The sequence below is a fragment of the Ensifer sp. Root142 genome, assembly GCF_001426785.1.
GTDB classification, from domain to species: domain Bacteria; phylum Pseudomonadota; class Alphaproteobacteria; order Rhizobiales; family Rhizobiaceae; genus Ensifer; species Ensifer canadensis.
In genome coordinates this window covers 561,902-575,042 of sequence record NZ_LMFK01000001.1, presented here as the reverse complement: position 1 = coordinate 575,042, position 13,141 = coordinate 561,902, and the positions used below count along the sequence as shown (strand labels likewise).

Genomic DNA, 13,141 nt, shown 5'->3' with positions numbered 1-13,141 from the left:
CGGCGACCGCCCGATGGCGCGAAGGTCGATATGAATGTCATTTGCGAACCTCGGCATTTGCCGGCGCAGCCTAAGTTGCGCCGGCAATAAGCCCGTTACTGAAGCGTGATGATGAGATCGGAGACGCGCCCACGGGCAGCGGCGGTCTTTGCCGGGTCGATGGTCCAGGCCTTCAGCTCGCCGAGTTTGACGGAGTCCGGATGGTGGGCGATGGTCGTGCGCGTGGCATAGTCGCCGGGAACGTTGAACGGCTCGAAGCCGGCACCTCCCGTCGGCGTGTCGTCGCCGAACATGAAGTCGATCAGCAACCGGGCGGCGGCCGGATGCGGCGCCTTTTCGGCAATCGTCAGAACGGCCGGAAACAGGATGCCGTTGGCGGGCTCGACATTGTTGGCGACTTGCAGTGCCCAGCCTTCCTTCTCATTGTCACGCCGGTCCGAATAGGTGCCGAAGCCGACGGGAGGGTTCTTGGCAGTGGCATCGCCGACGGACTTGTTGAGCACGTCGCTATTGGGGACGAGGATCAGGTCGTTGGCAAAGAGGTCCTTGATGAACTGCTCGCCGGCGCCCTGAAGATCGGCATCAACGGCAATGTCCTTGCCGAACTGCGCCTTGTAGGCCGCGGCCATCTCATCCGGATGGAGCGCAATCTCCGTCAGGAGGTCGAGCAGTTCGCCGCGCTGGCTCGGATCGACCATCAGCACCTTGCCCTGCCACTCCGGCTGGGTCAGCTGCCACAGGTTGGTAACCGGTGAACCCCCGGGAAAGGCTTTCTCGTTGTACATCAGCACCTTGGTCGAAAGACGCTGGGTGAGCAGCGGCCCCTTGTAGCGATCGTCGATCTGGGCGGCGACGCGCGGCGGCACATAGTTGACGATGCGCTTGGCTTCGAGAAGCTTGCTGAAGACGACGGGCGTGTCGGCGATATAGAGCACGTCGACCGCATGAACGCCTGCCTGCTGCTCTGCCTCCAGACGCGCGATCTGCTTTGTCGAGCTCATGTCGAGGCCGATCAGGTCGACGCCCGGATAGGCCTCCTCGAAGGCTTTCTCGATCTTGGCGATCCGGCTCGACAACGAAAAGACGGTGACGCTGCCTTCCTTCTGCGCAAGCGGCAGCAGTTGTTCGGGCGTCATGCTATCCAGATCTGTCGCCATTGCTGCCGTGGGCAGCACGACACAGGCCGCAAGTGCGGACTTCATCAGTCGCTTCAACATGGTTTCCTCCTCCATTTTCCCCAGTCAATCGAAGTCGTTGAACAGCTCCGACAGTTTCTCCAGCCTGCCGATCACCTCACGCTCATGCCTGCCGGCGATCGTCAGGACGATGCCGTTGACGATGGCAAACGGGATGGTCGGAGTCTGAAACTCGCTTCCCGAACGCCCCCGCGGCGCCGCCAGCATCAGATCCGCAACCGGCTCCATCAGCGGGCCGGCAAGGTCCGAAATCAAAATCGTTCGCGCGCCGACGCGCCGGGCATGCTGCACCAGCGGCGCATAGCTTTGCGGCTGCTTGCGAAAGGCGAGCGCAATGACGACGTCGCTCTTGTCCATGCTGACCATGCGCTCGGCGATGTCCCGGCCGCGGCCGGTGAGCGCGATCGTCGTCATGCCGAACCGGTCGAGGCGGCGCTGCAGGAAGCCGGCGACGGACTGCGCATGCCCCTGGCCGAATACGAACACCCGGCGCCCTTCGAAGATCATGTCGGCAGCCAGGTCCACATCACTTTGCGGCACCGAGCGCGCGAGCGTTTCCAGGGCTGAAATCTCTGCGGCAATCAGATCGGTCAGATAATCGCCGTGCTCGACCTTGGCGACCGAGCGGCGCATGCGGGTCGCGGCATCCTGATCATCAAGCACCTCGCGCTGCAGCTGTGCGCGCAGATCCGGAAAGCCGCGGTAACCCAATTTCTGCGCCAGACGGGTGACCGTCGCCTCATGAACACTGGCCCGCTGCGACAGCTGCGGGCCGGACAGAAAGGCAGCCTCCGCCCGGTTGTCGAGCATCGTGGCGATCAGCTTTTGATCGGCCTCGGTCAGCCTTTTCGATTGTGCCTTTATGCGATCAATGAGTGTCATGGCGCTCTACAAGTTTCTTTGCATGACGCATCGTTCAAGCAAATCAACTTGCAGTCAAGGCAACGCCCGCAAGAATCTTTGCAAGAGCCTGCAAAGCAAGGAGCGGCACTTGAGAAACAGTCGATTTTCGGGGGTTTCCCGACAATATAAGGCGAATTTCGGACCAAAAATGACACCGGACTGCCGCTTCCGACAGGGCCGGACGCAATCCCGAAAAATCTTTGCAAAGGTCCGCAAAGGCATTGGCACCGTCATGCCTTCAGTGAAAATGCTCCGGGCGCCGTTCTTGGTAGGTAGGTCATGGAAGTGAACCTGCGCAATGCGCTTGCCATTTCAGCGGCGGCGATATCGCCATCCTGTTCCAGAGCAAGATCTCGCTCATCCTCTGGGTTCTCGCGATCGCGATGGCCGTGCTGCCGCTTGTCGCGGGAAGGCGTTCAAGGTCTCGGGCGCTGGCACATGCCGCCAGCGCCCGAGATGCCTAAAAACGGTCACCTGCTGGTCGCTTCAACACGCGATGGCGGCCAGCACTGAAAACCTCGCGGGAAGCAGGAACATCACTGACGACGGCGTCAACAAGCCACCCCTTCGCACCGTTCAGGCCTCGAAATCGCCGAACACATCCTGCAGCCGCGTCAGCATGCCGACCCGTTCGCTGACCTCGTCACCCAGGACGACGATGATGTTGCTGAGCATCAGGTCCATGACGGCAATAGTCGTGGCAGCACCATCCCACAGGGGGCCATGCGAGCCCGGGACCACAAGGCAGATATCCGACACCTCTGCTGCCCAGGGGCAATATTCGTCGGTATAGAGGATGACCTTGACGCCGGCCCGGCGCGCTTCGATTGCGAGCGGCTTCGCCTTGGCCGCAAAGCGGCGCACATCGTGCAGGAAAAGCACGCGGCCTTCCACCGAACCGTCGAGCAGTTCCGAATAGGTGCCGTTCAGACCGTCGACGAACTGCACCCGCGGGCGGGTATAGGAGAGCTGGCTGGCAAAATACTGGGCGATGCCGCGCACGTTCTGATAGGCGGCGACATAGACTTCGCTGGCGCCAATCAGCGCATCGATCGCCTGCTGCCATTCCGGCGAGGTGGTCAGCTCGTAGACCATTCCGAGATTGTTGATCTGCTCCTGGATCAAGCCTGCAAGCAGCTTGCCCTCGCGAATGTCTTCGCGCAGCCGGTCGACCGGTCCTTTCACCTGCCAGGCCGGATTGGAGCTGCCGCGCCGCAGTTCGTGCTTCAACTGGTCGAGGCCGTCGAAGCCCATGCGCCGGAGGTAGCGCCCGACGGTCATCGGCGACAGTTCGAGACGACTGGCGATCGACTTTGCCGTTTCGAACGGGATTTCCGCCAGATTGCGCTCGATGTAATGGGCAATCAGCTTGTCGGATTTCGACCGCCTGAGTTCCTCGCTCTGCACGAGCTTCAGGATTCGTTGTGCCACGTCCCCTCCCCGGAGATACTTCCGCCCGCTGACAGCGCCGCGCGCGCTGTAACGCTTTCAACTTGCTGCAGGCGGGCGGAATTGCCGATCTTTGCCGCCTTTACTGCGCCGTCTTCACCTTGGTCCAGACACGATCGAGCTGGCGCACGCCGGAGCCCAGGTCCTCGAAGATCTGGAGCCTTTGCATCGTTTCGGGCGTCGGATTGATCTCCTTGCTATTCTTGATCTGGTCGGGGGTCAATTGCCGCGCCGGCACGTTGGCGGTGCCGTTGGTCTGCTGGGAGACGTTGAGTGCTGCCACTTCCGGACGGGTGTAGAACTGCAGGAACTTAATGGCGTTATCCTTGTTCGGCGCGGTCTTCAGGACGCAGATATCCTCCTGGTACATGGTCGCGCCTTCCTCGGGGATCACGTAGCCAAGGTCCTTCTGGTTGGCAAAGACGTCGACCATCGCGCCGACGAAGAAATGACCGGCGGCGACGTCGCCGGACTGCACCATCGGCCGGGTATCGTAGGTGAAGGCAGCGACGTCAGGTTTCATCGCGATGATCGTATCGGCCGCCTGCTGCAGCTCGGCGGGGTCGGTCGAGTTGACCTTGTGGCCGTTGAGGATCAAGCCCACGGCCAGAACCTCGCGCATGTCGTCGAGCAGGGTGAACTTCAGCCCCTTTTCCTTGACGGTCGCAATCAGGTCCTTCCAGCCGACGACGTCCTTGCCCAGGACCTTGCGGTTGTAGACGATGCCGACGGTTCCGAAGGCGTAGGGCAGGCAAAACTCGCCCTTGGGGTCGCTCTTTGCCCTCAGGAACGCCGGGTCGATGTTCTTGAAACCTTCATAGGCATTGATGTCGGTCTTCTCCAGAAGGTCGAGCTTGGACATGATGTCCTGCATGTGCACCGACGGAAAGACGACGTCATAGCCGGTCGCGCCGCCCTGGATCTTCGCCAGCATCTCCTCGTTGGAGGAATAGGTGGAGAGGTTGACCTTGATCTGGGTCTCCTCCTCGAACTTCTTCAGGACCGCCGGATTGATGTATTCGCCCCAGTTGTAGATGTTGAGCTCGGCGGCATGGCCGAGGCCGGTCATGGCGATCAAGGCGGACAGCGAGAATGCGGCGGCCCGTGCGGGGCCGAAGAGTTTGGCCCTGGTCGCCCGGACGACGCGGCTTGCTTTCGTCATAGATAGTCTCCTCTGATGGTTCGTGGGGACTTGCGCCCCCAGGATCGGACCGTTCCCTGGTCCTTGCCGGCTCCGGCTTCTGCGGCCGTTGACACCGATGAGTAAATGGTATCCATATATCCAAAACGCACAAGCGTTATTTAAATAACATTTTGGGGAATGACAGATGCAGGATTCCATTGTCCGGCTGGAGGGGGCGAGTAAAGCCTTCGCCACTCCGGAAGGCGGGAGCGTGACAGCGCTTGATGCCATCGATCTTCAGGTGCGGCGCAACGAGTTCCTCACGCTTCTCGGACCATCCGGATGCGGCAAGACCACGTTGCTGCAGGCGATCAGCGGCTTCGTCGAGCTCGACGGCGGACGCATCCTGATCGACGCGGAGGACATGACCGACAGGCCACCCTATCGCCGCCCCGTCAACACCGTCTTCCAGAACTACGCGCTCTTCCCGCATATGACCGTCGGCGAAAACACAGCCTATGCGCTGGAGGTCGCCGGCGTCGCAAGGGCCAAGCGCCGCGACCAGGTGGCAGCCGCGCTGAAGATGGTGGGCCTTGAGGGCATGGAGGGCCGGCGCCCGCGCCAGCTTTCCGGCGGCCAGCAGCAACGCGTGGCTCTTGCCCGCGCCATCATCGCGCGTCCGAAGTTGCTTTTGCTCGACGAGCCGCTGTCGGCCCTCGACAAGAACCTGCGCCAGGCCATGCAGATCGAGCTGAAGACACTGCAGCACGAGCTCGGCATCTCCTTCATCTTCGTAACGCACGATCAGCAGGAGGCTCTCACCATGTCGGACCGCGTTGCGGTTCTTTCCGGTGGGCGCATCCAGCAACTCGATACGCCACGCGCGATCTACGACCATCCGGTCAACAGTTTCGTCGCCACCTTCATCGGTGCAAGCAATCTCTTCGACGGCCGGATCGATGGCGATCGGTTGATGACCAGCGACGGCACGGAAATCCGCCATCGGCGAACGCCGTCAGCGGCATCGGGTGCAGCGACGGCGCTGATCCGGCCCGAGCAGTTCTTCCTCGCCGATGAAGCCGAGCCCTTTCCCTGTCTCGACATCGACCTGGAAGCCATCGTCTTCGTCGGCTCGACGTTCGAGCTGTTCGGCCGCACACAGGCGGGCAGAAAGATCGTCGCCGAGATCCCCGCCGGCCGTCGCAGCCTGATCGGCGACATCGAGCGGACGCGCCGCGCCCGGCTCGCCTATGACCCGGCAGCCGTACACCTCATTCACCCTTGCGCGGAGGCGTGACATGTCGATCGCCATTCGCCGCCGCGTCCAGCTCGCCGTCCTGCTCGGTCCCGTTTCCCTGTTCCTCGCCGTCTTCTTTCTCGGTCCGCTCGCCATCATGATGGTCACGAGCTTTCTGGCGCCAGGCCTCTACGGTGGCGTGGAATGGACCTTCTACCCGCACAATTTCGGCCGCATCCTCGGCTTTGCAGATCCGATGTTCGAGGATTTCGATCCTGTTTATATCGCCATCTTCATCCGCTCGGTGAAGATCGCCGCACTCACCGTCATTGCCGCTTTGCTGGTCTGCTATCCCGCAGCCTTCTGCATCGCCCGCCTGTCAGAGCGATGGAAGAACTTCTGCCTGTTCCTCATCACCTTGCCCTTCTTCACCAGCCTGATCGTGCGGCTGTTTGTCTGGGTGCTGATCCTGCGCCAGACCGGCCTCGTCAACGAGATGCTGCTGTCGACGGGACTGATCGCCCGGCCGCTGGACCTGATCTATACGGACGGCGCGATCATCCTCGGCATGGTCTATGTCTTCATCCCGTTCATGTTCATGCCTGTTTATGCCAGCGTCGAGAAGCTGGACTGGACGCTGGTGCGTGCCTCGCTCGATCTCGGCGCCGGGCCTATCCGCACATTCTGGCGCATTATCCTACCGCTGACGGCTCCCGGCATTGCCGGCGGCGCGATCATCGTCTTCATTCCGGCGCTCGGCAATTTCGTCGTCCCGGCCATTCTCGGCGGCGCCAAGGTGATGATGCTCGGCAATCTCATCGAGCAGCAGTTCCTGGCCGCCCGCAACTGGCCGTTCGGCTCGGCGCTGGCGATGATGGTCATGAGCGTGATGCTGGTGCTGCTGCTCGTCTATGTGCTCGCGTCTAGCCGCCGCGGCACCGACGCAGCACTTGCTCGCTGAGGTCCCCCATGAAGATCGCTCAATCCCTCTTCCGCGGAAGCCTGCTCGCCTACACCGCCCTCTTCTTCGCCTTCATCTACATCCCGCTGGTGGTGATCGCCGTCTATTCGTTCAACGCCAACCCGGTCAACATGATGACCTGGACCGGCTTCACCACCGAATGGTACGCCCAGGTGCTCGGCTTCAAGACGACGATCTCCGAGAACGCGCTCTATATCGAATCGACCGGCCAGCTTATTCAGGCGGTGTGGAACAGCCTCGTCATCGCCACCTCCACGACACTGATCGCCACCGTCTTCGGCACGGCAATCGCAATCGGCCTCTACCGTTTCGACTTTCTCGGCCAGCGCTTCTACCGGGTGATCATGTTCATGCCGATGCTGATGCCCGACATCGTGCTCGGCATCGCGCTTTTGATCTTCTTCGTCAATTCGGGGATCAGCCTCGGCCTGACGACGATCGTCATCGGCCAGTGCACTTTCCTGATTTCCTATGTCTTCATCGTTGTCTCAGCGCGGCTGGCCGGCATGGACAGAACACTCGAAAACGCCTCGGCCGACCTCGGCGCCGACGAATGGACGACCTTTCGACGGGTGGTGCTGCCACAGCTCCTGCCCGGCATCGTCGGCGGCGCGCTGCTCGCCTTCATCATCTCGATGGACGATCTGGTGATCACCTATTTCATCGCCGGCGTCGATGTGACCACGCTGCCGATGTTCATCTTCGCCATGCTTCGACGCGGCATCAAACCGGAGATCAATGCGATCGCGGTGATGATGCTGACCTTCTCCTTCGTCGTCGCCTCTCTCGGCCTCTACCTCCGCTCCCGGCAGAAATGATCATGGACAACAAACGCAAAACCGTCTCTCAAACGCGCGCCCGGGACCTCGGCTTGCCATTCACGGGCCGGACCGGCCCCTTCAACGCCATCACTGACGTCGCGGGGATTGCCGTCGGCTTCCACACTATCTCAGAAGACGTGCCGCGACCGGGCCGCAAGCGCCCGGTCAGAACCGGGGTCACCGCCATCCTGCCGCATGCGGGCTCGGCCGTGCCCGTCCCGGTTTATGCGGGCGTGCATCGCTTCAACGGCAACGGCGAAATGACCGGCACTCATTGGATCGAGGATGGCGGCTTTTTCCTCGGCCCGGTGATGATCACCAACACCCATGCGGTCGGCATGACCCATCACGCCACGATCAAGTGGATGCTGGAGCGCTATGCCTCCACCTATGACAGCGACGATTTTCTCTGGATCATGCCGGTGGTCGCAGAGACCTATGACGGTGTGTTGAACGACATCAACGGCCAGCCCATCGGCGAAGCCGAGGTCCGGGCAGCGCTCGACGCCGCCGGCGGCGGACCTGTTGAGGAGGGGAATTGCGGCGGCGGAACCGGCATGATCGCCTATGGGTTCAAGGGCGGCACCGGCACCGCATCGCGGATCGTCGAGTTTGGCGGGTGTGATTACACGATCGGCACGCTGGTGCAGGCAAACCATGGCCAGCGGGACTGGCTGACAATCTGCGGCGTACCGGTCGGCGAACACATGCGCGACTGCACGCCGCAGAGCCAGATGCAGGAGCGCGGGTCGATCATCGTCGTGATCGCCACCGATCTGCCGATGGCCCCGCATCAGTTGCAACGCCTCGCCCGTCGCGCCTCGATCGGCATCGGCCGCAACGGCACGCCCGGCGGCAACAATTCCGGCGACATCTTCCTGGCGTTTTCGACCGCCAACCCGCAGCCGATGGCGCACCGCGCTCCGCCGCGCCTCGCGCTTGAGATCGTCAATGACGAAATGCTCGATCCGGTCTATCTGGCAACGGTCGACACCGTCGAAGAGGCGGTGGTCAACGCCATGATCGCAGCGGAAGATTCAGGCGGCACCGTCCATGACCGGTTCAAGATCGAAGCCATCAGACATGAACCGCTTCTCGAGGTCATGCGGAAGTACGGGCGCTGATGCGGTTCCCCTGTGTTTCCCCGCCCAGATTGCCGACCAAGGCAGCTTCGATGCCGTGGCTTTTTCGGCGCGCTTCTACCGGCTTAGGTTTTGTCGGCGACGCCGCACTGGCAGACGAGGGTAACGGCTGGCTCTTGGTTCCGTTACAATCCCTGAACGAACCGTATGATGGCAGTGCTGACATCATCGGGCCGCTCCTGCGGCACCCAGTGCCCACAGTCGGGTAGGAAGATGGTATCCACCAGCTTTGGCACCAGTCGCGGCATCTCGGCGATGATCGCGCGCATGCCGGGAATGGCCAATCCGGTATCGCGTTCCCCCATCAGATATACTGCCGGAACGTCGACGAGCTTTCCCTTCAGGCAGGATTGCAGTGCCCAATTCCGATCAAGATTGCGGTAGTAGTTCAGCCCTCCGGAAAAGCCGCTTTGCCGGAAAGCGTGCACGAAATTCTCGAACTCTGAATCGCCGATCCAGTCCGGAAGCTTTGCGGGGACAGGAAGGCTGGCCAGCAAACCGTCGCGTTTCGACACCATGCCGAAGGGATTTGGCGTCTTCTCGTCGTCGCGCGGTCCGGCCTCGCCGGACGCGGCAAACATCAGTTTGCGCAGCGTCAACGCCACATCCCGTTCGAACTCGGCTTCGGCGACACCTGGCTCTTGAAAATAGAGCGCATAGAGCAGTGCATCCGCGGTTTTCGGGAAAATCTGCGTCGGTGGGACCGGCGGTTGCGACATCATCGGCACGCCGATGGCCACGACGCCAGTGAAGCGGTCAGGTCGCAGCAGCGCCGCCTGCCATGCGACGCTCGCGCCCCAGTCATTGCCGACAATGATCGCGTTCTCGACGCCGAGCGTATCGAGCAGCCCGACCATGTCGCCGACGAGATGGAAGAGCGTGTATTGATCGACCTCGTCAGGGCGGCTGCTCTTGCCATAGCCGCGCATATCCGGCGCGATGGCATGAAATCCGGCGGCGGCGAGGGCGGCAACCTGCTGTCGCCACGCATAAGCGGTTTCCGGAAAGCCATGGCACAACAAGACCGTCGGCCCTTCGCCCGCCTCCAGGAAGTTCAAACGAATTCCATTCGCGTCTACGAGGCGCTCCTGCATCTCTTCTCCAAACAGTTCCGCGATCGGGCTTCGAACGAAACGATATCGCTACAGAAATCACAACCCGTGCCCTTGTCCGCTTCATTCCTATGCGCAACACAATATGTTACGAACATCGACAGGTCAATAATTCATAACAAATTAAGTTACACATAGGAGTGGTCGATGCCACAGGACAACCGCCTTTCAAGAATGCTGCATGTGCTCGTTCACATGCATCTGCTCGGCGGCACCGAAACGTCGCAGACGATCGGCTTGATGCTCTCCACCAACCCGGTGGTGGTCCGTCGCACGATGGCGGCACTCAAACGGCATGGTATCGTCGGCTCGGAAGGCGGGCCTGGTGGCGGCTGGCTGCTGACCCGCGGCGCGGAAGAAATATCCGTTCTCGATGTCCACAAGGCGCTCAACTACAAATCCGTCTTTTCGCTGGGGCTGGCCGCCGATCATGCAGGATGCCCCGTTGAGCGGGCCGTCAACGCGCATCTGTCAAAAGCGTTCTTGGCGGCGGAAACGGTGCTCAACGACGAGTTTGGCAAGCTGACTTTGGCGCAGATTACCCGGGAATTTACGGCAGCGCACTAAGCGCGCCCGACGAACCTTGGGGCCTAGAGCGTTTCCGATTTAGACGGAACCGCACAAACGCCGCGCCCCCCCAACCCGGATATGAATATTAGGCCCAGTTAAACAACGCGACAACGTGGCAAAAAGGGGCATGTCGCACGTCCACTCAGCGCGTCACGAGCCTATCCCGCCTGCCTGAACTTGCGTCGATTGCGACCGAGAGCGATCGACTCCGCCGCCTCGATGATCGAGTCCGTATCGATGCCGAAATGCGCATAGAGGTCGGCGATCGTGCCCGTCTGCCCGAAATGCTCGACGCCGAGTGAGACGGACCGGTGGCCATGCACCGATCCAAACCAGCCGAGCGTGGCGGGATGACCATCCGTCACGGTAATGATTTCGCAGGTATCGGATAGCGGCGCCAGCAGCGCCTCGATGTGGCTTTCGGCGCTGTGGTGGCCATGACGACGGGCACGCTGTGCCGCAGTCCAGCCGGCGTTGAGCCGGTCGGCGGACGTCACCGCCAGCACCGCGACATCGCGGTGACGTTCCGCAAGTCGCCCCGCCGCCATCAGCACCTCGGGGGCGACGCAACCTTGATAGGCCAGCACCAGCTGGGTGTTCGGTCGCGGTTCGCGCAGCCAGTAGGCACCGTCGATCACGCCCTGGCGGAAGGCCGCATCCTCGCGGCGCTGCATCTGTTCGAGCGGACGGGTCGTCAACCGAAGATAGACGGAACCACCAGTCGTATCGCGCAGCCAGGTCCGTTCGTCGTGCACGGCATCGCCATCGCGCTGCATATAGTCGAAGGACCAATCCATGATCACAGAGAGTTCGTCGAGATAGGCAGGCTCAAAACTGGCAAGCCCATCCTGGCTCATGCCGATCAGCTGCGAGCCGATCGATTGGTGAGCGCCGCCTTCCGGCGCCAGTGTGACGCCTGACGGCGTGCCGACGATCATGAACCGTGCATCCTGGTAGCAGGCGTAGTTCAACGCATCGAGCCCGCGCGCCACGAACGGATCGTAGACGGTGCCGATCGGAAGCAGGCGTTCACCGAACACCGAATGGGAAAGGCCGGCCGCCCCCAGAAGCAGGAAGAGGTTCATCTCGGCAATCCCGAGCTCGATATGCTGACCGCCGGGACCGAAGGCCCATTTCTGCGCCGAGGGAACCTTCTCGTCGCGGAACGTGTCGGCCTGCATGTCGCGGGCGAAAAGGCCACGCCGGTTGACCCAGGGGCCGAGATTTGTCGAGACGGTCACGTCAGGCGCCATCGTCACGATGCGGGCGGCAAGCGCATCGTCACGCTGCGCCAAAGCATCGAGGATCTTGCCGAACCCCGCCTGGGTGGAAAGTTCGCGGTCATCGAGCAAAACCGGCCCGGCCGATGGCACGGGTTCAGACGTGAACCGCCTTGTGCCCTGGGCAAAGAACGGCACGCTCTTCAAAAAGGTCTTCGCGGCCCCGGCATCGGCGACTGCCGCAAACTCCTCCCATTCCTCGCCGACCCTGACGCCGATCTTCTGCTGGAAGTCCTGCATCTGTGCCTTGGTCATCAGGCCGGCATGGTTGTCCTTGTGCCCCGCCAGCGGCGTTCCCCAGCCCTTGATCGTATAGGCGAGAAAGACCGTCGGGCGATCATGGTCGATACTGGCAAAGGTCTCGGCAAGCGTCTGGATGCAATGGCCGCCGAGATTGCTCATCAACTCTGAAAGCTCGTCATCGCTGCGCGAAGCCAAAAGCTTGCTGACATTCCCCTGATCGCCGATCTCGTCCTGCAGCCGCTTGCGCCAGGCGCCGCCGCCCTGGAAGGTCAAGGCCGAATAGAGCTGGTTGGGGCAACGGTCGATCCAGGCGCGCAGCGTCTCGCCACCGGGTTCCTTGAACGCCGATTGCTGCAAGGCGCCATATTTGACGACCTTCACGTCCCAGCCGAAAGCGGTGAAGATGGCTTCTATTCGCTGCCACAGACCCTCGCGAACGACACCATCGAGGCTCTGACGGTTGTAATCGATCACCCACCAGGTGTTGCGCAGATCGTGCTTCCAGCCCTCCTGCAGGCACTCATAGATATTGCCTTCGTCAAGCTCGGCATCGCCGACGAGCGCGATCATGCGACCGTCGCTGCGCTTTTGCGCCCAGGGCTTCGAGGCGATGTAGTCCTGGATGATCGAGGCGAAGGCCGTGATGCCGACACCGAGGCCGACGGAGCCGGTCGAAAAATCGACATCGTCGACATCCTTGGTGCGGCTGGGGTAGGATTGCGCGCCGCCGAAGCCGCGGAAATTCTGCAGCTTCTCGCGCGTCTGGTTGCCCATCAGGTACTGAATGGCGTGGAAGACAGGCGCGGCATGCGGCTTGACGGCAACGCGATCCTCCGGCCGAAGGATGTGGAAGTACAGCGCCGTCAGGATCGAGGTGATCGAAGCGGAGGACGCCTGGTGCCCGCCGACTTTCACCTCGCCTTTTTCCCGAATGTGATTGGCGTTGTGGATCATCCAGCATGCGTGCCAGAGAACCTGCCGCTCCAGATCCTTCAGGCATTTCAGCGTGGCGGTCGAAAGAATCTGCTCTTCCATGTCGGCTCCTCCCAGAACCCGGAAACGCTACACCCAGCGACGCGAAAT

The 13,141-nt window shown here is 61.7% G+C and carries 11 protein-coding genes; 5 read left to right on the top strand and 6 right to left on the bottom strand.

Features of this window, described 5'->3' with window-relative positions; translation table 11 throughout:
• Positions 1 to 95: 95 nt before the first annotated feature.
• The 4 genes from ASD52_RS02835 to ASD52_RS02820 form a co-directional block, all read right to left on the bottom strand.
• A complete protein-coding gene (locus tag ASD52_RS02835) occupies positions 96 to 1,217 on the bottom strand; it encodes an ABC transporter substrate-binding protein (protein WP_192433261.1) in 1,122 nt (373 codons plus the stop codon).
• Positions 1,218 to 1,241: 24 nt separating this feature from the next.
• Entirely contained in the window at positions 1,242 to 2,078 is an 837-nt protein-coding gene (locus tag ASD52_RS02830; RefSeq protein WP_082571696.1) for a MurR/RpiR family transcriptional regulator, read from the bottom strand.
• 597 nt (positions 2,079 to 2,675) lie between these two features.
• Positions 2,676 to 3,530 carry a MurR/RpiR family transcriptional regulator gene (locus ASD52_RS02825; protein ID WP_057222804.1) on the bottom strand — a complete coding sequence of 285 codons (855 nt, stop codon included), beginning with the start codon at positions 3,528 to 3,530 and terminating at the stop codon, positions 2,676 to 2,678.
• Positions 3,531 to 3,630: 100 nt separating this feature from the next.
• The gene (locus ASD52_RS02820) at positions 3,631 to 4,710 is read right to left on the bottom strand and encodes a spermidine/putrescine ABC transporter substrate-binding protein (protein WP_025429373.1); all 1,080 of its coding nucleotides are present in this window, start codon (positions 4,708 to 4,710) and stop codon (positions 3,631 to 3,633) included.
• A 166-nt stretch (positions 4,711 to 4,876) separates the two neighbouring features.
• On the opposite strand from ASD52_RS02820, the gene ASD52_RS02815 reads away from it, so the two are divergent.
• The 4 genes from ASD52_RS02815 to ASD52_RS02800 are packed head-to-tail and all read left to right on the top strand — an operon-like array spanning position 4,877 to position 8,835.
• Positions 4,877 to 5,968: an ABC transporter ATP-binding protein gene (locus tag ASD52_RS02815; protein WP_057222803.1), complete on the top strand. Its 1,092-nt coding sequence runs from the start codon at positions 4,877 to 4,879 to the stop codon at positions 5,966 to 5,968.
• Between the two features lies 1 nt (position 5,969).
• Positions 5,970 to 6,869 carry an ABC transporter permease gene (locus tag ASD52_RS02810; RefSeq protein WP_057209942.1) on the top strand — a complete coding sequence of 300 codons (900 nt, stop codon included), beginning with the start codon at positions 5,970 to 5,972 and terminating at the stop codon, positions 6,867 to 6,869.
• A gap of 8 nt (positions 6,870 to 6,877) precedes the next feature.
• Positions 6,878 to 7,708, top strand: coding sequence for an ABC transporter permease (locus tag ASD52_RS02805; protein ID WP_057209943.1), 831 nt, complete (start codon positions 6,878 to 6,880; stop codon positions 7,706 to 7,708).
• 2 nt (positions 7,709 to 7,710) lie between these two features.
• Complete coding sequence (locus tag ASD52_RS02800) at positions 7,711 to 8,835, top strand: P1 family peptidase (protein ID WP_057222802.1); 1,125 nt, start codon at positions 7,711 to 7,713, stop codon at positions 8,833 to 8,835.
• Between the two features lie 143 nt (positions 8,836 to 8,978).
• Here ASD52_RS02800 and ASD52_RS02795 read toward each other — a convergent pair whose 3' ends face one another.
• Complete coding sequence (locus tag ASD52_RS02795; RefSeq protein WP_057222801.1) at positions 8,979 to 9,947, bottom strand: alpha/beta hydrolase; 969 nt, start codon at positions 9,945 to 9,947, stop codon at positions 8,979 to 8,981.
• A gap of 165 nt (positions 9,948 to 10,112) precedes the next feature.
• On the opposite strand from ASD52_RS02795, the gene ASD52_RS02790 reads away from it, so the two are divergent.
• A complete protein-coding gene (locus ASD52_RS02790; RefSeq protein ID WP_057222800.1) occupies positions 10,113 to 10,532 on the top strand; it encodes an Rrf2 family transcriptional regulator in 420 nt (139 codons plus the stop codon).
• Positions 10,533 to 10,693: 161 nt separating this feature from the next.
• Here ASD52_RS02790 and ASD52_RS02785 read toward each other — a convergent pair whose 3' ends face one another.
• Positions 10,694 to 13,093, bottom strand: a complete 2,400-nt coding sequence (locus ASD52_RS02785; protein WP_057222799.1) for a transketolase — start codon at positions 13,091 to 13,093, stop codon at positions 10,694 to 10,696.
• Between the last annotated feature and the right edge of the window lie 48 nt (positions 13,094 to 13,141).

What these genes read in the sequence shown, in the direction of transcription:
- ASD52_RS02835 (WP_192433261.1), bottom strand. Translation starts at nt 1,217, where the DNA reads ATGTTGAAGCGACTGATGAAGTCCGCACTTGCGGCCTGTGTCGTGCTG.
- ASD52_RS02830 (WP_082571696.1), bottom strand. Translation starts at nt 2,078, where the DNA reads ATGACACTCATTGATCGCATAAAGGCACAATCGAAAAGGCTGACCGAG.
- ASD52_RS02820 (WP_025429373.1), bottom strand. Translation starts at nt 4,710, where the DNA reads ATGACGAAAGCAAGCCGCGTCGTCCGGGCGACCAGGGCCAAACTCTTC.
- ASD52_RS02815 (WP_057222803.1), top strand. Translation starts at nt 4,877, where the DNA reads ATGCAGGATTCCATTGTCCGGCTGGAGGGGGCGAGTAAAGCCTTCGCC.
- ASD52_RS02810 (WP_057209942.1), top strand. Translation starts at nt 5,970, where the DNA reads ATGTCGATCGCCATTCGCCGCCGCGTCCAGCTCGCCGTCCTGCTCGGT.
- ASD52_RS02805 (WP_057209943.1), top strand. Translation starts at nt 6,878, where the DNA reads ATGAAGATCGCTCAATCCCTCTTCCGCGGAAGCCTGCTCGCCTACACC.
- ASD52_RS02800 (WP_057222802.1), top strand. Translation starts at nt 7,711, where the DNA reads ATGGACAACAAACGCAAAACCGTCTCTCAAACGCGCGCCCGGGACCTC.
- ASD52_RS02795 (WP_057222801.1), bottom strand. Translation starts at nt 9,947, where the DNA reads ATGCAGGAGCGCCTCGTAGACGCGAATGGAATTCGTTTGAACTTCCTG.
- ASD52_RS02790 (WP_057222800.1), top strand. Translation starts at nt 10,113, where the DNA reads ATGCCACAGGACAACCGCCTTTCAAGAATGCTGCATGTGCTCGTTCAC.
- ASD52_RS02785 (WP_057222799.1), bottom strand. Translation starts at nt 13,093, where the DNA reads ATGGAAGAGCAGATTCTTTCGACCGCCACGCTGAAATGCCTGAAGGAT.